The organism is Nonomuraea sp. NPDC003754, from assembly GCF_053605785.1.
In genome coordinates, this window is the sequence record NZ_JBSGJX010000003.1 from 361,710 (window position 1) to 382,610 (window position 20,901).

Genomic DNA, 20,901 nt, shown 5'->3' on the forward strand with positions numbered 1-20,901 from the left:
GACCCCGCGTCCCACGCCCTTTAGGAACCCCGCCACGCGCAGGACGGTCACGACCCCACACGACGCAGCATCCCTGTCCTCCAGGAAATCCCAGCCGCACCAGGGACGATCACGGCCGCACTTGACGACGTGGCAGCCGGTGTGTGGCGGTCGCGGCCGCGCTCGACGGACGCCCTTCGGGGACCGGCCGGGGGTTGGTCAAGGGTGAGAGCCGTTGCTTGTGCCGTTCTGCCGACCGGGGACACCTGGCCGTGCGGGGGATCACCGCCGGTCTGGGAACCGTGGTGGCCGTGGCCCAAGCCGTCGGTCGCGCGCGCACTCGCCGGTTCCGGGCGGTGAAGGGCGCGACCGAGGCCGTCGCCGTGCGAGCGGCCCCAGAAGCGCGTCAGACGGGGCGGAGGGCGCGCTCCGGGGTCATGGAGCCCAAGAGGCGTTCCAGGGCCACCTCGACGTCCTCACGCCACGAGATGGCCGTCTTCAGTTCCAGCCTCAGCCGCGGGAACCGCAGATGCGGGCGAACCGTCTTGAACCCCACCGACAACAGGTACTCGGCGGGCACCACGCAGCTCGGCTCCTCCCACTTCAGGTCGCCGAACGCCTCGATCGCCCGCACCCCGCGCCGCGTCAGGTCCTTCGCCACTCCCTGGATGAGCATGCGCCCCAGCCCGCCGCCCGAGAACTCGGGGATGATGTGGGCGGTCATCAGCAGGACGGCGTCCGCGCTGACCGGCGAGGTCGGGAACGCCACCGACCGCGGGCTGTAGAGCGGCGGGCTGTACAGGACGAACCCGGCGGGCACCCCGTCGACATAGACGATCTTTCCGCAGCTGCCCCATTCGAGGAGCGTCGCCGAGATCCAGGCCTCCTTCTCCAGGCCCGGGTCGCCCGTCTTCACCGCCCGCTCCCCGCTGACGGGGTCGAGTTCCCAGAAGACGCACTGCCGGCACCGGCGCGGCAGATCATCCAGGTTGTCCAGGGTGACATTGGCCAGCCGACGCGACAACTCTGCCCCAATCGTTGCTTGGCGGAAAAGCGCGCGATTACCGCGTCCTCAGCTGGCATCGTAGCTCAGAGGCGCATTCGCCAGAGGACTCTCCCGGTCGAGGGCGAGTCACGGCTTTGACGTACTCTGGTCTCTCGGCCCCCATTTGACACCTAGGAGGTGGACCGTGACGGAAGAAGAGACGGATCACGGTCGGACGCCCGTGACCCAAGGGTCGCGCATCGACGCCTATGTCGATCGGTACGCGGCACGAGCTACCGGGATGGTCGCCTCCGAGATTCGAGCTCTCTTCGCCGTCGCGTCGAGGCCCGAGGTGGTCTCGCTCGCCGGCGGCATGCCGTACGTCACGGCCCTTCCCCTCGACGTCGTGGGCGAGCTGGTCTCCGACCTGGTCGCGCGCCGGGGCCCCGTCGCCCTCCAGTACGGCTCCGCGCAGGGCGATCCGCACCTGCGCGAGCAGATCTGCGAGGTCATGCGGCTCGAGGGCATCGAGGCCAGCCCTGACGACGTCGTGGCCACCGTCGGCTCGCAGCAGGCGCTCGACCTGATCACCCGCATCTTCATCGACCCGGGCGACGTCGTGCTCGCCGAGGGTCCCTCGTACGTCGGCGCACTGGGAACATTTGCCGCATATCAGGCGAAAGTTGTCCATATCGCGATGGATGACCAGGGACTCATTCCCGAATCGCTCGCGCAGACGATTTACGCATTGCGCGCCGCGGGAAGCCGTATCAAATTCCTTTACACGATCCCGACCTTCCACAACCCCGGCGGCGTCACGCTCAACACCGCCCGCCGCCAGCAGGTGCTCGACATCTGCCAGCGGGCCGGGATCCTGATCGTCGAGGACAACCCGTACGGCCTGCTCGGGTTCGACGGCGACCCCATGCGCACCCTCCGCGCGGACAATCCCGACGGAGTGGTGTACCTCGGGTCGTTCTCCAAGACGCTCGCCCCCGGCTTCCGCGTCGGCTGGGCCCTCGCCCCGCACGCCATCCGCGACAAGCTCGTCCTCGCGATGGAGTCGGCGGTCCTGTCCCACTCGACGTTCACCCAGCTCGCCGTCGGGCAGTACCTCGCGACCCAGCCGTGGCGCGAGCAGATCAAGTCGTTCCGCGAGCTCTACCGGGACCGCCGCGACGCCATGCTCACATCGCTGGAATCGCTGATGCCGCCCGGCGTCACCTGGACCCGCCCCGGAGGCGGGTTCTTCGTCTGGGCGACCCTCCCCGAAGGGCTCGACTCCAAGGCGATCCTGCCGCGGGCGGTGGCCGAACGAGTGGCGTTCGTGCCGGGCACCGGGTTCTTCTCCGACGGCAGCGGGGCCAGGCACATGCGCCTGTCGTTCTGCTACCCGAAGCCGGACCGGATCAGGGAAGGGGTGCGCAGGCTCGCCGGGGTCATCGAACAGGAGATCCAGCTCCGCGACACGTTCGGCACCGGGTCCGTTCCCGGGCCGCACGGCGTGGACACGCCCGGACCTGATCTGGCCTGAGATCCGCTCACCCAGTGGTACGGCCGGCACCCCGTTCGGGGGGTGCCGGCTGTTTCACTTTCTTGCAGGAGAGCGATTCTGCGGAGCGGGGGGTCGAGGGGCTCGACGGTCGGATTCCGCCCGTGGCCCCTGGCAAGACGCGCTACCGGCCGTGGGCTTGGCGGGCCGGTCCTGGCCGTGGGCTTGGCGGTCCGACTGCGCCTGTGGGCTAGGTGGTCCGATCCCGGCCGTGGCTGAACGGCCAGACGCGCCTACCGGCCGGCCCTGCTTCCCTTCCCCGTTCTCCCGCGGCCGTCGAGGCTCCCCGTTCTCCCTCGGCCGTCCAGGCGCGGCGTCCGGCTGGGCGGCTTTTCGCTTTCCGGGTGGCCAGGTGTGGAATCCGTTTGTCGGTTCGCCGTTGCGGCGGCCGGCCACGTGCGCACGAGGAGCGTCCCTTGGACGGGCGGTCAGCGGTGACTGCGGAGGCGCGTGGGGCGGCGTGCCGTACGGGATGATCCGAGGGCACAGGAGGGCGAACGGGCGGCGCTCAGGACGGGTACGGTGGAACATCGTGCGGCGCCGGCGACATGCGGAGGGGTTTTGATGAGCGACCTGAGTCACGTGCTCGTGCTTGCCGGCGGACTGTCCTACGAGCGGGAGGTCTCGCTGCGTTCGGGGCGGCGGGTGAGCGAGGTCCTGCGCGCGACCGGCATCGACGTCGAGACCAGGGACACCGACGCCTCGCTGGTCCCCGCGGTGCTCGCGGACCGGCCTGACGCCGTGTTCGTCACCCTGCACGGCGGGGCGGGCGAGGACGGCGCGATCCGCTCCGTGCTCGAACTGCTCGGCGTCCCCTACGTCGGCGCGGACCCGGACGCGTGCAGGGTCGCCTTCGACAAGCCGTCGGCGAAGGCGGTCGTCCGGTCGGTCGGTCTGCGCACGCCCGACTCGGTGACGCTGCCCAAGGAGACGTTCCACGACCTCGGAGCCTCCGCCGTGCTGGCGCGCATCGTCGACCGCTTGGGCCTGCCGCTGTTCGTCAAGCCCGCGCGCGGCGGTTCGGCGTTGGGAGCGTCGTTCGTCCGGACGGCCGAGGAGCTCCCGGCGGCGATGGTGGGTTGCTTCGCGTACGGTGACACGGCGCTGATCGAGCGCTACGTGGACGGCGTCGAGGTGTCGGTGTCCGTCGTCGACCTCGGCGAGGGGCCCGTGGCGCTGCCGCCGGTCGAGATCGTCCCCGACGAGGGCGTGTACGACTACGCGGCCCGCTACACCGCCGGGCACACCGAGTTCTTCGCCCCCGCCCGCCTCTCCCCCGACGCCGCGGCCGCGTGCGCCGAGATGGCCGTCACCGCGCACACCGCCCTGGGACTGCGGGACGTTTCCCGTACCGACCTCATCGTGGACGCCGACGGGTTGCCACACTTCCTCGAGGTGAACGTCGCCCCCGGAATGACGGAGACGTCGCTGCTGCCGATGGCGGTGGAGGCCGCCGGACAGGACCTTGGTGTGCTCTGCCGCACCCTCCTCGAGCGCGCCGCCCAGCGCGCCACCACCCCCTGACCTTTCCCTCGCCCCGCCCCCTGCCCCTCCGGCCCGCCCCGCCCCTGCAGGCATGCCAGAGCGCCGCTCTGTGGGGCCCGTTCGCGTTGTTCCGTGAGCACACCACCATGTGCTGCCTTCAAGCACGCCGGCCATCACCGCGCCGGATGGTTCCGTGCGCCCTCCTCAGGCCGCCCCACTTTCTGCCGCCGTGCGACCTTCCTCAGTACTCCGCGAGCCGCGTCACCCGCTGATCCGGTGTGCGTTCCTCGGGTGCGCCCCACCTCCGCGGGTTCCTAACGCGCGGCCCTCCTGGCGCCGATCGCCAGACACGCAGCAGGCCCGCCGAGCCCCCGCATCCGGGTCCGTCCCCAGTTCGAGGCCGCCCTCGCCCTCGCGCGCGAGACCCGAGGCGGCTCGGCAGAAATCGGGGCCCAGGTCAACATCCTGCTGACCAGTGACCGTGCCCTCGACCGCCGGCGCTGAAGGGCTCGGTGCACCGAGATGACACCTGCTCATTAGCCTGGCGATGTGCTCAACGACTCCCTGTATCCCAAGAGCTTCGCCAGCGACAACCACGCCGGCGTACACCAGGCGATCCTCGACGCCATCTCCGCGGCCAACGTCGGCGACGCCCCCGCGTACGGTGGCGACGCGGCGACCGCCGTCTTCGAGAGCCAGATCAGGACCGAGTTCGGTGGCGCCGCCGAGGGCTTCGCCGTGCTGAACGGCGCCGGCGCCAACATGGTCGGTCTGGCGCTCATGCTCGGCCGGTACGACGCCATCATCTGCGCCGACACCGCCCACATCGCCACCCACGAAGCGGGCGCCGCGGAACGGCTGCTCGGCGTCAAGCTCGTCACCGTTCCGACCGCCGACGGCAAGCTCATCCCGGAGGACATCACCGCTCGCCTCGGCGGCCTCGGCAACCCGCACGAGTCACAGCCGAAGGTCGTCTCCATCTCGCAGGTGACCGAACTCGGCACGTGCTACTCCCCCGACGAGATCGCCGCCCTCGCCGAGGCGGCCCACGAGGCGGGACTCTTCCTCCACGTGGACGGCGCCCGCCTGGCCAACGCGGCGGCACATCTCGGCTGCTCCCTGAGGGCGATCACCACCGATGCGGGAGTCGACGTGTTCAGCCTCGGCGGCACCAAGAACGGCGCGCTGGCCGCCGAGGCCGTCGTGGTGCTGGAACCGTCGTTGAGCCGCGGCGTGCCGTTCCTTCGGCGGCAGTCGCTCCAGCTGGCGTCCAAGATGCGCTTCGTCTCGGCGCAGCTGTCGGCGCTCATCACGGACGAGCTCTGGCGCGCCAACGCCGCCCACGCCAACGCGATGGCCACTCGGCTCGCCGCGGGGGTGGCGGGGCTGACCGGCGTCGACCTCGCCTACCCCGTGGAGTCGAACGCGGTGTTCGCCACCCTCCCGGAGAAAGCGACCAGGGCGCTTCAGGAGCGGTACCTGTTCCACGTGTGGGACGAGCAAACGGGGGTCGTTCGCTGGATGACCGCTTTCAACACGACGCCCGAGCAGGTCGACGACTTCGTCCGCGACATCAGGAGCGCGTTGACCGCCTGACCGCGCACCGCCTTCACCGAGTGCCGCCGTTCCGGTGGAAACCGGTTGGCCGCAGGCGCACTCCCCCGATCCCCCGACCCGCCACCGCCTGAGTTTCACGTGAAACTTGATAGCGCCTGGGGTGCCTGTAGGTTGCCCTGCGGCATCGGTTTCACGTGAAACGGGACGGCTGGCCCTGTACAGCGCTACGCGTGCATCGCGAGACCGTGCCCGCCGCGACGGGAGGCGTTCTCGTCGCCGGGCTTCCCTCGGGAGGCATCGCTGTCGCCGCTGAAGCTATTGGTTTCACGTGAAACTGACGGCCCCGCTTGGTTACGCGCCAAACGCAGCGTGCCGCCGTTCACCCTTACCCTCGCATGCGCATGCTCGGCTGTTTCACGTGAAACAGCGCCCGTCGCCGCTCCACTGAACGAGACCGTTTCACGTGAAACGCCGCGCACGTGAAGCGTGGGACATGACGGTGTGCAATCTCGGCGACCGACCGGAAGGCAGTCGAATACGCGACTACGCCGTGTGCCGCACCATGGCCACTGTCAACGCCCACGCCGACCGCTGCGCACTCCGCCCCTCCTGCCCGTCCTCGTCCGTACGGCAGGCACGGCTCGGCGCATCCAGTGCCGGTATGCCGTGCGGGCCTGTGCCATCAGCGCGTGGCTGAATAGGACTCCCCTGACTCCACGCCACCGCTGACTCCATCCCACCGTTGACTCATCCCACCGCACCGACCCCTGCCAACCGAAGCGGCTGCGTAACTGCGGCACGGCGGATGCGCACCCGCGGCACGCGTGGCTGGGACGGCCGCCCCTTTGCCGCGTTGCCGTCCTCGAAGGCGTAGCCGCGTTGCGACCTCGAAGGCGTAGGGGCACGCCCGCAGGGCGCCGAGCGGGCATCATGCCGCACAGCCACGACACCATCGCCCCCGGGGAGACCCTCGCTGGCAGCACAGCGCCATCGCCGCCAGGCGGAGCCCTCACGGGACAGCACGGCGCCGTCGTCTCCGGACGGGGTCCCCCGCTAGAGACAGCACAGCGCCATCGCCGCCGGGCAGGAGAGGCCGCTCAGGCCCAACGCCATGACCGCCACGCAAGACGGCGTCCCCGGGGCCGTCACCATGCATGACCGCAGGGCAGGGTGTTCCTCTGGGCAGCACAGCATCATCACCGCCGGCCGCCACCACCACCGGGCGCCACCGCCATCGGGCGTCGCCGCCATCGGGCGCCACCACCGCCGGGCGCCACCGCCGGGCGCCTTCGCCGCCGGGCGCCACCGCCATCGGGCGTCGCCGCCGCCGGGCGCCACCGCCATCGGGCGTCGCCGCCGCCGGGCGCCACCACCACCGGGCGTCGCCGCCGCCGGGCGCCACCACCACCGGGCGCCATCGCCGCCGGGAGTCACCACCACCGAGTGCCATCGCCGCCGGATGGCATGGCCGTTGGGGCTGACACCATGCCATGACCGCCACGCAAGGTAGCCGCCTGGGGCCCATCGCCATGGGCGCCGGAGAAGATCGCCGCCGGAGCAGACGCCATGGCCGCCGCACAGGGTCGCCGCACAGGGCCGCCGGAGCAGACGCCGTGGTCGTCCGCCTCACGGGATGGCCGCGCAAGGCCCGACGCCATGGTCGTCAGGCAAGGTGCCGCCTGGATCGCCATCGAGGTCACCGCACACGATGGCCGCCCGGGTCCCGACCCCATGGTCGTCGGGCAAGGTGACCGCTCTGGCATGACGCCATGGTTGCTGGGCAAGGTGGGCCGCTCTGGCATCACGCCGTCCATGGTCGTCGGAGGCTGGCCGCTGAGCGGCACGGCACCATGGCTGCCTGACAGTCAGCGCGGCGCGATTGGCCGCAGGGCAGCACGACACGGGGAGCTCAATATGGCGCTCGTGCAGTGAGCAGCCGCCTGGTGCTGCGAGCACGCGGACGACGCGGCTGTGCGGCGAGGAGCCGACTGGCGTGGGTAAGAAGCCGGCAATGGCGCGGGCGAGGAGCCGGACGCTGGGTGCGGGCGAGGAGCCGACGTTGGGTGCGAGCGAGGATCCCACTGGCGCGGGCGAGGAGCCGACGTTGGGTGGCGTGCAGGTCGCCGGGGACTGGCACAGCGGTCGGCGCGACGGGTGTTTCACGTGAAACGGGAGGCCAGCTTCAGCCGACCTCCCGTTGTTTCACGTGAAACGCCGAAGCTAGAACTCCCCGTCTCCGTCGCGCATCGCCTGGGCCGCCTCGGGAGCCATCGCGCTGATGATGCGCTCGAGATCGTCGATCGTGGCGAACTCCACGATGATCCGGCCCTTCCTACGCCCCTGGTCCACCTTCACCTTCGTCTCGAAGTGGTCGGACAGGCGGTCGGCCAGGCGGACGAGTCCGGGCATCGAAGGGCGCTTCGCCGTACGGGATCGGGGTTCGGTGCCGGCCGCCTTGGCGCCGCCGGTCGCGACGATCTCCTCCACCGTCCGGACAGAGAGCCCTTCGGCGACGATGCGCTTGGCGAGGTACTCCATGGCGCGCGGGTCGTCCAGGGTGAGGAGGGCGCGGGCGTGTCCAGCCGTGATGATCCCGGCGGCGACTCGCACCTGGACGTCGGGCGGGAGGTTGAGGAGGCGGAGCGTGTTGGTGATGTGCGGACGTGACCGGCCGACCCGCTGCGCGAGCTGCTCGTGGGTGGCGCCGAAGTCGTCGAGGAGTTGCTGGTAGGCGGCCGCCTCTTCAAGGGGGTTGAGCTGCTCGCGCTGGAGGTTCTCGATCAGGGCGTCGCGGAGCAGGTCGTCGTCCTGGGTGTTCCTGACGATGGCGGGAACGGGGTCGAGCCCGGCGAGGTGGCAGGCGCGCCACCTGCGCTCCCCCATGATGAGCTCGTAGCTGCCGGCGCCCACGGCTCGTACGACGATCGGCTGGAGGAGGCCGACTTCCTTGATCGAGGCGGCGAGCTCGTCCAGGCGCTCCTGGTCGAACACCTCGCGTGGCTGGCGAGGGTTCGGGGTGATGGCGCTGAGGGCGACCTCCCTGAAGTACGCCCCGGCGATGGGCTGCGGGCCCGCTTCCTGAGGGGAAGCGGACGTGGATGGCACCGCGCCTGTGCCGTCAACGATCGGGCCGGTCGGGATGAGCGCCCCGAGTCCCTTGCCCAGTCCCCGCCGCTGCTGACTCACTGCGTCTCCTCATCCACCCGGCCGCTCCTGTCGCTTCTGGAGAGGTTACCGTCGAGAGCGTGTCGGAGTGCCCGCTCGCCACACGCAGTTCGGTCGGGTTTGCCACATCCCACCCGAACCGGAACCGGAACGGCACAGAGGTGTGGCGTCGGTGAAGAGTTGACCGGGGAGTGGACGCGATTGGGGCAGTCACCCGCAAGCCGGGAGCCATCGGTCTCCCTTCGCCCCCCTGGTCCCCCTTGGTTGCCCCACACGCGGTCATCGGGCTGGATGGGGTTCGGGGATGGACGAGCGAGGGTTGCCCTGTGGTCGGGCTTCTCGCGGGCCTGATGTCCATCCGCCGATTGCCGCGGAAGGCGGCCGTCAGGCGTTCCAGGCGCGGTAGCGGCGCCCAGCGTGGACCCAGGCAGGACCGACCGTAAGCAGCGCTCGGTGCGACCGATGGGCCTGGAAGCGGCGTCTGGGACGGACGGCAGGCAGGCGCGGGAGCCGCGCGCACGGCGCGGACTCAGGCAGGACGGCAAGCGGCACCCGGTGCAGCCGGACGGCGTAGAAGCCGCGCCTGGCCCGGACCGCACGGGCGGCGCGGAAGCGGCGTCTGGCGGGGACCCCGGCGCGGCGCGCAAGCGGCGCCCAGCGCGGGCTCAGGCAGGCGCGCAAGCGGCTTCTGGCACGGACCGCACGGGAGGCGCGGAACCGGGTCTTAGCGCGGGCAGCGTGGAAACGGGACCGATGCGAGCACCGGCAAGCGTGGAAGCGGTGTCTGGCGCGGCCGGACGGCGCAGACGGGGTGCCCCGGCTCGGCGGGACGTGGAAGCGGTGCCTGGCGCGGCCGGACGGGCGCTGGACGGGCGCGGAAGTGGGGACCGGGCGGGCGGGGCCTGGGCGTGCCGAGCCTGAGGCCATGGAGGCGGGTCGGGGTCCGGGCGACGTGGAACTGGGACCGACGCGGGGCACAGGCAATCGTGGAAGGGCGCCTGAAACTGATGCGGATGCAGGTCCGGCGTAGGCAGGGGCTGTGTACGGCGCGCGCATGGAAAGCGCGGAAAGTGCGCTACCCGATGTGAAGCGCGCGAAGTGTGCGGCCGCGGCAGCGCCCCAGGTAGGCGCGGAGCGCGGCTGTCGAGCCGTGCAGGCCAGGAGCAGAGCGCGCCAACCAGTACGGCCGGCGGCGAGGAGAGCCCTCATGCTGAAGGACTCCCCTGTCCGCGTGGCCCGTCAGACGCTCACCGCCCGGTAAGCGATCTCCCGCGCCGCGTCCATGTACGCCATCGCCCCGCTGGACCCCGGGTCGTACGTCATCACGGACTGCCCGTAGCTGGGCGCCTCGGACAGTCGCACGCTCCGCGGGATCACCGTGTTCAGCACCGTGTCCCCGAAGTGCGCCCGCACCTCCTCGGCCACCTGGGAGGCCAGGCGCGTCCGCCCGTCGTACATCGTCAGCACGATCGTCGACAGGCTCAGCGTCGGGTTCAGGTGGGCCTTGATCAGGTCGACGTTCCTGAGCAGCTGGCCGAGTCCTTCGAGGGCGTAGTACTCGCACTGGATCGGGATGAGCACCTCGTCGGCCGCCACGAGCGCGTTCACGGTCAGCAGTCCGAGCGACGGCGGGCAGTCGATGATGATGTAGTCGAGTTCCACCGCGTCAAAGGCGGTCAGCGCCCGCCGCAGCCGGGCCTCGCGGGCCACGAGGGAGACCAGCTCGATCTCGGCTCCCGCCAGGTCGATGGTCGCGGGCGCGCAGTACAGACCGGGCATGTCGGGCACGGCCTTGACGATGTCGGCCATCGGGAGGTCATCGACGAGCACCTGGTACACATCGGGGACATCACCGCGGTGCTCGGTGGCAAGGGCGGTCGACGCGTTGCCCTGGGGGTCGAGGTCGACGACCAGGACGCGCTCGCCGTTCATCGACAGGGCGGCAGCGAGGTTCACCGACGTCGTGGTCTTGCCGACACCGCCCTTCTGGTTGGCAACGGCGATGATGCGAGTCTTGGACGGGCGCGGCCAGGAGTCGTCACCCGGCGTTACGGTGTCCGCTGTCTGAGTCGCAGATGTTTCACGTGAAACCACGGAGCTGAGTGCCTCTCGTACCAGCGGCGAATCGCCGGGGTTAAGGGGGGTCTGGGTCACGATGGCCATCCTTTCAACCAGCGGCCGGGTCCTGCCCGTCATCCGGTGCCGCGACACGCCCAAATCCGGCCAGCCGACACCCTCGAGGCTCTCGGGACCGGGTTCACCCGGCCAACCGAGTCCACTGGACGTGCCCGGCACAACCGTCACCTCTTTCGTCGGCGCCGACCTGGCTCTGGCGCGCGACCCGCGACCACGCGGACCAAAGTTGCAGGCGGCTCGACCTTACCGTGCCCGACCGTGATCAGCTCAGCCGTCTGTGCCCCGCTGGCCCGCAATTGGGCTTCGGCCTCGGCGAGTTCCTCCGCGGCCCGCTCCCCCTTCATCGCGATCAGCTCGCCGCCTTCGCGCAGGAGCGGCATCGACCACTTGAGCAGCCGGTCGAGCGGCGCCACGGCGCGGGCGCAGGCGACGTCGAACACCCGCTTGCCCGCCAGTTCCTCGGCTCGCCCGCGCAGCACCTCGACGTTGTCGAGCTTGAGCGTGTCGACGCACTCCTCGAGGAAGACGGTACGGCGCAGCAGCGGCTCCAGCAGCGTGACCGACAGGTCCTGCCGTACGATCGCCAGGACCAGGCCGGGCAGCCCGGCGCCCGAGCCGATGTCGACCAGGCGGACGTCCTGGGGGACGGCCTCGGCGACCACCGCGCAGTTGAGCAGGTGCCGGTCCCAGATCCTGGGCACCTCGCGCGGGCCGAGCAGCCCGCGCACGACGCCTGGACCGGCGAGCAGCTCAGCGAACTGCCGCGCTCTGTCCCAGGCGTCGCCGGTGAACACCTCGCGCGCTATCTGCGGGGGAGCCGTCAGCTCGTCGCTCACTGATCCGGTGGCCTTTCCTGAAGATGCGTGTTCTTGGGGTGGTACGGCGGAGCGCCGGTAAGGACGAAGACTAGCCGTCTCCGCCGTCGCTCCGGTCGAGGCGCGGAAGCCGGGAGCCAGAACGGTGTGATCTCAAACGAAAGGCCGCCAGCCCCGAAGGAGCCGACGGCCTGGCGTTGGTGCCTGCCGTACCCGGTGGAGGGTCAGGCGGGCAGGACCACGACGAAACGGTTGGGCTCCTCGCCCTCGGACTCGCTGCGCAGCCCTGCGGCCGCCACCGCGTCGTGCACGATCTTGCGCTCGAAGGGGGTCATCGGGTGCAGGGACTTCGGTTCGCCGTTGCGCTTGACGGTCTCGGCGACCTCGGTGCCGAGTTTGCTCAGCTCGGCCCTGCGCTTCTCGCGGTAGCCGGCGACGTCGAGCATGAGGCGCGACCGCTCCCCCGTCTGCCGGTGGACGGCCAGCCTGGTCAGCTCCTGGAGCGCCTCGAGGATCTCGCCGCCGGGGCCGACGAGGTCGGTGCCCTTCACGCCGACGACGGAGACCAGCGCGCGGTCGCCCTCGACGTCCATGTCGATGTCGCCGTCGATGTCGGCGATGTCGAGCAGCCCCTCGACGTAGTCGGCCGCGATCTCGCCTTCCTGCTCAAGCGCCGCAAGATCGGGAGCCTTCTCCTGCTCGGCCTCGGTCACGTCAGGCCTCTCTTTCGTGCTGGTGGGTGAGGATCAAGACTTCTTGCTGCCCGTGCGCTTGCTGCGGGTCTGCTTGGCCGGCTGCCGCCGAACGATCTTAGGCTCCGTCGGCGCGGGCGGGGCCTCCTCCTCGGCGACGGCTGGGCTCTTTCGCACCTTGGACAGCAGGCTCGGCTTGGGCTTGACGGGGATCACGTTGCCCTTGGCGTCGTACTCCGGCATGGGGTGCCGGGAGTAGAACCAGTGCTGCTGGCCGAGCGTCCACAGGTTGGTGGTGACCCAGTAGAAGATCAGGCCCAGCGGGAAGTTGAGGCTGAAGAAGGCGAACAGCGGAGAGACGTACATCAGGATCTTCTGCTGCTGCGCCATCGGGTTGTCCGGCATCTGCTGCATGGAGCGGGTGACGGACTGCCTGACGGTGAGGAAGGTCGTGAGCGAGCTGATCGCCACGAAGATCGCCAGCACGATCTTGGTCTGCAGCACGCCGGCGTTGAAGGACTCGATCTGCTCGGCGCTCATCCAGAAGTTGGCCGGCAGGGGCGCGCCGAAGATGTGCGCGGCTCGGGCGCTGTCGACGAACTCCTTGGTCATCCCGAACTTGACCTGGCCGTGCGCCATCGCGTTCAGCACGGTGAACATCGAGATGAAGATGGGGAACTGCGCGACAACGGGGAGGCAGCCGCCGAGGGGGTTGGCGCCGGCGCCCCGGTAGAGGTTCATGACCTCTTCGTTCATGCGCTGCTTGTCGTTCTTGTAGCGCTTGCGGATCTCCTGCACCTTGGGCGCGAGTTCCTGCATCTTGCGCGAAGAACGCATCTGCTTGAGGAAGAGCGGGAAGATCGCCAGCCGCATGAGGACCGTGATCGTGATGAGGGTCAGCGACCAGGTCAGCCCGCTGTCCGGGTCGAGAACGGTGCTGTAGGCCTGGTGGATCCAGGTCAGGATTTGGGCGATGGCTGTGTAGAGCCAGTTAAGCCAGGACAGCTCCACCGAGCTAGCTCCCTTGCGTTTCGTCGGACGGAACCGGGCGTGGGGGCACCGGGTCAAAACCTCCGGGGTGGAATGGGTGGCAACGCCCGATTCGCCGGACAGTCAGCCATATGCCGCGCAAAGCACCATGTACGGCTATCGCCTCAAGCCCATAAGCACTGCATGAGGGGTAGAAACGGCAACGCGGACCCAGCATCGGGCTGATGAACGCCCGATAGAACCGGATGGGGGCGATGAGGATCCGAGCCGGTAGGCTCGGCGCCCCTTGCGTCTGCTCCGTCATCGTCGTTGTTCTCGCCTTGACAAACGATCCAGCGCGGCATCGAGGTCAGCGGCAAGGCGCTCGTGTCGCGCGGACGCGGCAGGTGGATTAGCGCGTACCACAAGCAGGCTACCTCGCGGCAGCCGCACTATACGGTCCCGCACCAGGTGTCGGAGCCGCCGCTTGACCTTGTTGCGCACGACAGCACCGCCCACGGCCTTGCTGACCACGAAGCCGACCATCGGTGGCCGGTCTTCCTCGGTCAGTTTCAGATGCAGGACGAGGGTGGGGCGGCCGGCGCGGGCACCGCGCTTGACCGCGGTGGAGAAGTCTTCACCCCGCCGCATGCGGGACTCTCGCGACAACACGTCAGACGCCTATCGCCCGCCGACAAGCAGCGCCGGCGGGCGACCAAGCTGAGACAGGACGACCGTCAGGCCGACAGCTTCTCGCGGCCCTTGCGGCGACGAGCGGCGAGGATCGCGCGGCCGGCCCGGGTGCGCATACGCAGCCGGAAGCCGTGGGTCTTCGCGCGGCGACGGTTGTTCGGCTGGAAAGTACGCTTGCTCACGAGTGGGCTCCAGGCTTGAAAGTGCGCCCCCGCCTGCAAGCGAGAGCGCGTGACACACATGGCTGGCCTGCCGAGCTCGCGAGGGCATGCAAAAGAGCCGTCACGTGACAAGCCGACCGTCGTACGTTACGGGTCAGGCAGGGCCGAGGTCAAACCGGCGGGGTTTTCCACGTTTCCACAGGCAAGTTTTCCACCGTGGATAGCACGTCCACAGTCTGTGCACTCAGGTGCCACTAGGCTGTGGACAACGACTTGAACACAGGTGTGCACAACTCCCCGAGCCCGGCCGTAATGGTGGGATCACTCTGTGCACAGCCTGTGGATCTCCTGTGGATCACGTGTGGATCGTCTGCGGAGATCGCTCGAGACACACCTGTGGATAGACACGCAATCCGCGATCATGGCGGTTGCGATCTGTGGAAAACGACGGAGGGGAAGCCACACCATGAACGAGGACGACCTCGGGACGGTATGGGCCCACGCGCTGGCCAACTTCCTCAACGACAACCTGCCGATCCAGCAGCGCACCTGGCTGGCGATGGTCAGGCCGATCGCCATGGCGGGCGACACGATCGTGCTCGGCGTCCCCAACGAGTTCCTCAAGGACCTGATCGAGGGCAAACTGCGCACGCCGGTGAGCCACGCGCTGTCCCACGAGCTCGGCAGGCCGGTGCGCGTGGCCGTGATGATCGACACCACCACCCCGGACCAGCCCGTCGCCGAGCCTCATCCCCAGCCCGCGGCGCCGAGTTATCCCCAGGCGCCGGAGCCTGTGCCGGGTTATGCACAGCCCGCCTACCAGGCGCCGGATCCCTCTCTCTTCTTCGCCCCGCCGTCGGAGCCGTCGCAGATATCCACCGAATATCCACAGGCACAGCCCGAGCCTCCACAGAACCGGTGGGAGGCCAAGAGCACCAAGCCGAGCGAGCCGGCCAGGCTCAACCAGAAGTACACGTTCGAGACGTTCGTCATCGGCGCCAGCAACCGGTTCGCGCACGCGGCCGCCGTCGCGGTGGCCGAGGCGCCCGCCAAGGCCTACAACCCGCTGTTCATCTACGGCGACTCGGGCCTGGGGAAAACCCACCTGCTGCACGCCATCGGCCACTACGCGCAGTCCCTGTACGACGGCGCCAGGGTGCGGTACGTGAGCTCGGAGGAGTTCACCAACGACTTCATCAACAGCATCCGCGACCACAAGGCCGACGGGTTCCGCAGCCGCTACCGCGCGATCGACATCCTGCTTGTGGACGACATCCAGTTCCTGGAGGGCAAGGAGCAGACGCAGGAGGAGTTCTTCCACACCTTCAACACCCTCCACAACGCCAACAAGCAGATCGTCATCTCCAGCGACCGGGCGCCCAAGCAGCTGATCACCCTGGAGGACCGGCTGCGCAACAGGTTCGAGTGGGGCCTGATCACCGACGTCCAGCCGCCCGAGCTGGAGACCCGCATCGCGATCCTGCGGAAGAAGGCCATCCAGGAGGGCCTGGCCGCGCCGCCCGAGGTGCTGGAGTACATCGCCAGCCGGATCTCCACCAACATCCGCGAGCTCGAGGGCGCGCTGATCAGGGTCACGGCGTTCGCCAGCCTCAACCGGCAGGGTGTGGATCTCCAGCTGGCCGAGGTGGTGCTGAAAGACCTCATCACCACCGACGCGAGCTCCGAGATCACGATCGCCACGATCATGGCCAAGACGGCCGAGTACTTCGGCATCTCGATCGACGACCTGTGTGGAAGCTCGCGCAGCAGGGCGCTGGTCAGCGCCCGCCAGATCGCGATGTACCTGGCCAGAGAGCTGACCGACCTGTCGTTGCCGAAGATCGGGCAGCAGTTCGGCGGCCGTGACCACACCACGGTGATGCACGCCGAACGGAAGATACGCTCCCTCATCGCCGAGCGCCGGTCGATGTACAACCAGGTCAACGAGCTGACAATGCGTATCAAGCAGACATCCAAAGCCTGATTGTGCACAGCCTGTGGATAACTCTGTGGACCAGCTCAGACGGCCTTTCCGGGGCCAGATGAAGATCAAAAAGCGCGAACGCCGCCCACAGAGCCTGGGGATAAGGCTGGGGACATGTTGGGGACAACCTGGGGACAGCTCGTGGACAACCTGTGGACGCCCTGTGAACATCGGAAACGGGAGCTCCAGGTGACCCCTTCTACCCCGTGGATAACCTGTTGAAACCCAGTGGATAACCGGTGGATGAAGACCCCCAGATCTGGGGACGGCCTGTGGGCAACGATCCGTCATCCCCAGGCGGCGAAGTTCTCCCCAGGCTTCGCCCACATGGGCAGTGGATGAACATCGACGGGATGAGCTGCGGAAACGCCGGTTATCCACAACATCCACAGCCCCTATGAAGATGACTCCACTTATCTCTAACGAAGAAATTCAAAGACCCATAGAGGGGTTCTCCCCGAGCTCATGTGCGGGAGAGTGAAGACTTGACAACCAGCGACGACCAACCAGGAGGGTGATCCCCGTGATGTTCCGGATCGAGCGCGACGTGCTCGCTGAGGCGGTCGCATGGACGGCACGCAGCCTGCCTGCGCGCCCGTCCGTGCCCGTCCTGGCAGGCATGCGCATGGAAGTCACCGACGCGGGCCAGCTGAAGCTGTCGGGCTTCGACTACGAGGTCTCGGCCGAGGTGACGCTCGAGCCGCAGACCGGTGAGGCGGGCGTGGTGCTCGTCTCCGGCAAGCTGCTCGCCGAGATCACCCGCGCGCTTCCCGCACAGCCTGTGGATTTCGTGGTGGACGGCGCCAAGGCGGTCGTCACGTGCGGCAGCGCTCGATTCACCCTGCTGACCATGCCTGTGGAGGACTACCCGTCCCTTCCCACGATGCCGCCCGCGGCCGGCCGGGTGGGCAGCGACGTGTTCGCCTCCGCCGTCAGCCAGGTCGCCGTCGCCGCCGGCAGGGACGACACGCTGCCGATGCTCACCGGTGTGCGGATGGAGATCGAGGGCGACACCGTGACCCTCGCGGCCACCGACAGGTACCGCCTGGCCGTACGGGAGCTGAAGTGGCAGCCGGGACAGCCCGACTTCTCGGCGATCGCCATGATCCCCGGCAAGACGCTGGCCGACACCGCCAAGGCACTGGGATCGACCGGCGCCGAGGTCGAGATCGCGCTCAGCTCCGTGGGCGGCACGGGCGAGGGGATGATCGGCTTCTCCAGCGCGGGCCGGCGCACCACCACGCGGCTGCTGGACCCCGAGTTCCCCAAGTACCGCTCGCTGCTGCCGACCGAGTTCTCCGCCAAGGCGGACCTGTCCACAGGCCCGTTCGTCGAGGCCGTCAAGCGTGTGGCGCTGGTCGCCGAGCGCAACACCCCGGTACGGCTGGCCTTCCGCGGCGGCGAGGTCGTTCTCGAGGCGGGCAGCGGCGACGAGGCGCAGGCCGTCGAGGTGCTGCCGGTGGACTACGAGGGCGAGGAGATGAACATCGCCTTCAACCACCAGTTCCTGCTGGAGGGTCTCGGCGCGATCGACTCCGATGTGGCCAGGCTGCAGATGACCACCTCGACCAAGCCCGCTATCCTCACTGGCGGCAAGCCTGTGGACGACGGTGGCACGCCTGACTACCGTTACTTGATCATGCCCATCCGCTTGTCCAGCTGACCAGGCCATCAGAGATGATGGAAGCCTGACAAGGGGGTTATCAACATGCAGATCGGCATGGTCGGGCTCGGGAAGATGGGCGGCAACATGGCCGAGCGGCTGCGCCGCGGCGGCCATGAGGTGGTCGGCTACGATCGCGATCCCGAGGTCAGCGACGTCGCCAGCCTCAAGGAGCTCGTCGAACGCCTCCAGACGCCCCGCGCGGTGTGGGTCATGGTCCCGGCGGGCGGTCCCACCCAGCAGACGATCAACGTGCTCGGCGAGCTGCTCGAGCCGGGCGACCTCGTGGTCGACGGCGGCAACTCGCACTATGTGGACGACCAGCGCCACGCCGAGGAGCTCAAGACCCACGGCATCGGTTTCGTCGACTGCGGCGTCAGCGGCGGCGTGTGGGGCCTGGAGAACGGCTACGCGCTCATGTGCGGCGGCGCCGAGGCCGACGTCCAGCGGCTGATGCCCGTCTTCGAGACGCTCAAGCCCGAGGGCGAGAACGGCTTCGTCCACGCCGGCGAGGTCGGCGCGGGACACTTCGCGAAGATGGTCCACAACGGCATCGAGTACGGCATGATGCAGGCCTACGCCGAGGGCTGGGAGCTGCTCGAGGCCTCCGACATCGTCAAGGACGTCCGCGGCAGCTTCGCCAGCTGGCGCACCGGCACGGTGATCAGGTCGTGGCTGCTCGACCTGCTGGTGCGGGCGCTCGACTCCGACGAGCACCTCGACAAGCTCAAGGGTTATGCACAGGACTCGGGCGAGGGCCGGTGGACCGTCCAGGCGGCGGTCGACCACGCGGTCCCGCTGCCGGTGATCACGGCCGCGCTGTACGCGCGGTTCGCCTCGCGGCAGGACGACTCGCCGGCCATGAAGATGGTCGCGGCGCTGCGCAACCAGTTCGGCGGGCACGCGGTCGTCTCGGAGGCGGGCGCCCACGCGAAGGGCGCCGACTCCCCCGGCGCCGACGTCGTCCCGCCGAAGGAAGCCGAGTAACCCGGTATCCCGTTCGCTCCCCCGGTTCGTCCACAGGGCGCGCCGGGATGTGGACAGGGATCCACCGGGCGCGGCCCGTTGTGCACAGGGTGCGGCGGGCCATATCGGTTTTCCACAGGGGAGCCCGACGGTGACCCCAGTGGTCGGTGTGGCCCACTAACCTTCGTGGGGTGCACGTCGCCCACCTGTCGCTGACCGACTTCCGGTCCTACGCCTCCGTGGAGCTCGGCCTGGAGCCGGGCGTCACGGCGTTCGTCGGTCCCAACGGCCAGGGCAAGACCAACCTCGTCGAGGCCATGGGCTACGTGGCGACGCACTCCAGCCACCGGGTGGCCACCGACGCCCCTCTCGTCCGGCAGGGCGCCAGCAGGGCGATCATCCGCTGCGCCGTCCACAGGGACGACCGGCGCGCGCTGATCGAGCTGGAGATCAACCCGGGCAGGGCCAACAGAGCCAGGCTCAACCGCTCCCCCGTCTCCCGGCCCCGCGACGTCCTCGGGCTGCTCCGCACGGTGCTCTTCGCCCCCGAGGACCTCGCGCTCGTCAAGGGCGACCCGGGCGAGCGCAGACGCTTCCTCGACGACCTGCTCGTGGCCCGCGCGCCCCGCTTCGCCGGGGTCAGGGCCGACTACGACCGGGTGCTGAAGCAGCGCGGCGCCCTGCTGCGTACGGCCGCCCAGGCGCGCAGGGGGCGCGGTGGCGGGCGCAGGGCGGAGCGGGAGGCGGCCTTCGCCGCGGCGGGCGCGGGAGACGTCCTGAGCACGCTGGAGGTGTGGGACGCGCACCTCGCCCGGCACGGCGCGGAGTTGCTGCGCGCCAGACTCGATCTGATCGAAGCGCTGCGGCCACTGGTCGCCTCCGCCTATGCTTCGCTGGCACCCACGAGCGCTCCCGCGCGGCTGGCCTATCGCAGCACGTTGTCCACAGGCGGGGATGCCGTGGACGGCGAAGAGGCCGGTGAAGCCGGATCTCCCGATGCACACACGTTATCCACAGACCTGGGGAAAACCCTTGAGTCGAGGTTGAAAGAGCGGCTGATCGAGGTCCGCGAGGCCGAACTGGAGCGCGGCGTCACCCTGGTCGGCCCGCACCGCGACGACCTCGTTCTCGGCCTCGGCGACCTGCCCGCGCGCGGCTACGCCAGCCACGGCGAGTCGTGGTCGTTCGCGCTGGCACTCCGGCTGGCCGCCTACGACCTGCTGCGCGCCGACGGCGGCGATCCCGTCCTGATCCTCGACGACGTCTTCGCCGAGCTCGACAGCCAGCGCAGGCGCAGGCTGGCCGAGATCGTCGCGCCCGCCGAGCAGGTGCTGATCACCGCGGCGGTGGCCGACGACGTGCCGAGGGAGCTGACCGGTGCCCGATTCGATGTAGCAGGGGGGAGCGTGACCCGTGTCAGGTGACGACAACCCGACCGCCCGTGGGGCGGCGCTGGCCAGGGAGAAGCTCGCCCAGGCCAAGGCCGACGCGGCCAGGCGGGGGCAGTTGCCGCGCCGGGAGCCGCGCCGCCGGTCGGTGGCCCAGCGTGACGCGGGCGACCCCCAGCTGTTCGGCAAGGCGATCACCGACCTGCTGGCCGCCCGCGGCTGGGAGCGCTCGGCCGCGGTCGGCGGCGTCTTCGGCCGGTGGCCCGACATCGTGGGTCCCGACCTGGCCGCGCACACCAAACCGGAGGCGTTCGAGGACGGCGAGGTGGTCATCGCCGCCGACTCCACCGCCTGGGCCACCCAGGTCCGGCTGCTGGCCCGCACGCTCATCCACAGGCTGAACGAGGAACTCGGCCCTGGAACGGTCAAGAAGGTCAAGGTCAGAGGCCCGCAGAACGGGCCGAGGCCGTCCGGGGGGCTGCGGGTCACGGGCAGCCGAGGCCCGGGCGACACGTACGGCTAAATCCCGCGTCGGGCGATCAGAAGGCCGCAGACGGGAGCGGCCCTCCTCCAAGAGGGGGGATGCTCGACAGGGGGGAAAACGAGCTACAGGGCATCACAGGCGCGTTCGATGCCACCTTCGGCGCTCAGAGCCGGTAGAATGAAAGCGGATTCCGGACACGTCCGCTTGCGTGTCACCCGCGGCATGCG

The 20,901-nt window shown here is 69.4% G+C and carries 18 protein-coding genes; 9 read left to right on the top strand and 9 right to left on the bottom strand.

Translation table 11 applies throughout. The features are described 5' to 3' along the window. Nucleotides 1-385: 385 nt before the first annotated feature. Nucleotides 386-1,003, bottom strand: coding sequence for a GNAT family N-acetyltransferase (locus tag ACWEVS_RS06155; protein WP_354919262.1), 618 nt, complete (start codon nucleotides 1,001-1,003; stop codon nucleotides 386-388). Nucleotides 1,004-1,265: 262 nt separating this feature from the next. Between ACWEVS_RS06155 and ACWEVS_RS06160 the strand changes: the two genes are divergently transcribed. The 4 genes from ACWEVS_RS06160 (at nucleotide 1,266) to ACWEVS_RS06175 (ending at nucleotide 7,490) form a co-directional block, all read left to right on the top strand. Continuing rightward, nucleotides 1,266-2,498: an aminotransferase-like domain-containing protein gene (locus ACWEVS_RS06160; RefSeq protein ID WP_452550219.1), complete on the top strand. Its 1,233-nt coding sequence runs from the start codon at nucleotides 1,266-1,268 to the stop codon at nucleotides 2,496-2,498. Between the two features lie 582 nt (nucleotides 2,499-3,080). Further along, nucleotides 3,081-4,040, top strand: a complete 960-nt coding sequence (locus ACWEVS_RS06165) for a D-alanine--D-alanine ligase family protein (protein WP_354919265.1) — start codon at nucleotides 3,081-3,083, stop codon at nucleotides 4,038-4,040. 510 nt (nucleotides 4,041-4,550) lie between these two features. Then, nucleotides 4,551-5,597, top strand: a complete 1,047-nt coding sequence (locus ACWEVS_RS06170) for a threonine aldolase family protein (protein WP_452550197.1) — start codon at nucleotides 4,551-4,553, stop codon at nucleotides 5,595-5,597. Nucleotides 5,598-7,124: 1,527 nt separating this feature from the next. Then, complete coding sequence (locus ACWEVS_RS06175) at nucleotides 7,125-7,490, top strand: hypothetical protein (protein ID WP_452550199.1); 366 nt, start codon at nucleotides 7,125-7,127, stop codon at nucleotides 7,488-7,490. A 288-nt stretch (nucleotides 7,491-7,778) separates the two neighbouring features. On the opposite strand, the gene ACWEVS_RS06180 is transcribed toward ACWEVS_RS06175, so the two are convergent. The 8 genes from ACWEVS_RS06180 to rpmH form a co-directional block, all read right to left on the bottom strand. After that, nucleotides 7,779-8,744 (bottom strand): ParB/RepB/Spo0J family partition protein, encoded by a 966-nt coding sequence (locus ACWEVS_RS06180; RefSeq protein ID WP_452413166.1) that lies wholly within the window; start codon nucleotides 8,742-8,744, stop codon nucleotides 7,779-7,781. Nucleotides 8,745-9,962: 1,218 nt separating this feature from the next. Continuing rightward, nucleotides 9,963-10,886: a ParA family protein gene (locus ACWEVS_RS06185; protein WP_449916032.1), complete on the bottom strand. Its 924-nt coding sequence runs from the start codon at nucleotides 10,884-10,886 to the stop codon at nucleotides 9,963-9,965. 137 nt (nucleotides 10,887-11,023) lie between these two features. Then, on the bottom strand, nucleotides 11,024-11,695 hold the full coding sequence (gene rsmG, locus ACWEVS_RS06190; protein WP_449916033.1) for a 16S rRNA (guanine(527)-N(7))-methyltransferase RsmG: 672 nt from the start codon (nucleotides 11,693-11,695) through the stop codon (nucleotides 11,024-11,026). A 203-nt stretch (nucleotides 11,696-11,898) separates the two neighbouring features. After that, complete coding sequence (locus ACWEVS_RS06195) at nucleotides 11,899-12,387, bottom strand: Jag family protein (protein ID WP_354919277.1); 489 nt, start codon at nucleotides 12,385-12,387, stop codon at nucleotides 11,899-11,901. Nucleotides 12,388-12,420: 33 nt separating this feature from the next. Beyond that, complete coding sequence (gene yidC, locus ACWEVS_RS06200; protein ID WP_449916036.1) at nucleotides 12,421-13,377, bottom strand: membrane protein insertase YidC; 957 nt, start codon at nucleotides 13,375-13,377, stop codon at nucleotides 12,421-12,423. A gap of 4 nt (nucleotides 13,378-13,381) precedes the next feature. Beyond that, a complete protein-coding gene (gene yidD / locus ACWEVS_RS06205; RefSeq protein WP_354919282.1) occupies nucleotides 13,382-13,660 on the bottom strand; it encodes a membrane protein insertion efficiency factor YidD in 279 nt (92 codons plus the stop codon). After that, on the bottom strand, nucleotides 13,657-14,007 hold the full coding sequence (gene rnpA, locus ACWEVS_RS06210) for a ribonuclease P protein component (protein ID WP_452550201.1): 351 nt from the start codon (nucleotides 14,005-14,007) through the stop codon (nucleotides 13,657-13,659). The genes yidD and rnpA overlap by 4 nt, the downstream gene beginning before the upstream one ends. 65 nt (nucleotides 14,008-14,072) lie before the next feature. Next, nucleotides 14,073-14,210 (bottom strand): 50S ribosomal protein L34, encoded by a 138-nt coding sequence (gene rpmH / locus ACWEVS_RS06215; RefSeq protein WP_043614899.1) that lies wholly within the window; start codon nucleotides 14,208-14,210, stop codon nucleotides 14,073-14,075. Nucleotides 14,211-14,655: 445 nt separating this feature from the next. On the opposite strand from rpmH, the gene dnaA reads away from it, so the two are divergent. From dnaA to ACWEVS_RS06240, 5 genes are all read left to right on the top strand, one after another. After that, nucleotides 14,656-16,173 carry a chromosomal replication initiator protein DnaA gene (dnaA, locus tag ACWEVS_RS06220; protein WP_449916042.1) on the top strand — a complete coding sequence of 506 codons (1,518 nt, stop codon included), beginning with the start codon at nucleotides 14,656-14,658 and terminating at the stop codon, nucleotides 16,171-16,173. 523 nt (nucleotides 16,174-16,696) lie between these two features. Then, the gene (gene dnaN / locus ACWEVS_RS06225) at nucleotides 16,697-17,836 is read left to right on the top strand and encodes a DNA polymerase III subunit beta (protein ID WP_354919292.1); all 1,140 of its coding nucleotides are present in this window, start codon (nucleotides 16,697-16,699) and stop codon (nucleotides 17,834-17,836) included. A 45-nt stretch (nucleotides 17,837-17,881) separates the two neighbouring features. Next, a complete protein-coding gene (gene gnd / locus ACWEVS_RS06230) occupies nucleotides 17,882-18,823 on the top strand; it encodes a phosphogluconate dehydrogenase (NAD(+)-dependent, decarboxylating) (protein WP_449916045.1) in 942 nt (313 codons plus the stop codon). A gap of 170 nt (nucleotides 18,824-18,993) precedes the next feature. Beyond that, complete coding sequence (recF, locus tag ACWEVS_RS06235) at nucleotides 18,994-20,226, top strand: DNA replication/repair protein RecF (protein WP_452413167.1); 1,233 nt, start codon at nucleotides 18,994-18,996, stop codon at nucleotides 20,224-20,226. Further along, the gene (locus ACWEVS_RS06240) at nucleotides 20,216-20,713 is read left to right on the top strand and encodes a DUF721 domain-containing protein (RefSeq protein WP_354916716.1); all 498 of its coding nucleotides are present in this window, start codon (nucleotides 20,216-20,218) and stop codon (nucleotides 20,711-20,713) included. Before recF ends, ACWEVS_RS06240 begins: the two co-directional genes overlap by 11 nt. The last annotated feature ends 188 nt before the right edge of the window (nucleotides 20,714-20,901 follow it).

Coding starts and splice junctions, on each gene's coding strand:
- dnaA (WP_449916042.1), top strand. CDS start 14,656: ATGAACGAGGACGACCTCGGGACGGTATGGGCCCACGCGCTGGCCAAC.
- gnd (WP_449916045.1), top strand. CDS start 17,882: ATGCAGATCGGCATGGTCGGGCTCGGGAAGATGGGCGGCAACATGGCC.
- ACWEVS_RS06185 (WP_449916032.1), bottom strand. CDS start 10,886: ATGGCCATCGTGACCCAGACCCCCCTTAACCCCGGCGATTCGCCGCTG.
- yidD (WP_354919282.1), bottom strand. CDS start 13,660: ATGACGGAGCAGACGCAAGGGGCGCCGAGCCTACCGGCTCGGATCCTC.
- ACWEVS_RS06165 (WP_354919265.1), top strand. CDS start 3,081: ATGAGCGACCTGAGTCACGTGCTCGTGCTTGCCGGCGGACTGTCCTAC.
- ACWEVS_RS06160 (WP_452550219.1), top strand. CDS start 1,266: ATGGTCGCCTCCGAGATTCGAGCTCTCTTCGCCGTCGCGTCGAGGCCC.
- ACWEVS_RS06175 (WP_452550199.1), top strand. CDS start 7,125: ATGGCCGCCGCACAGGGTCGCCGCACAGGGCCGCCGGAGCAGACGCCG.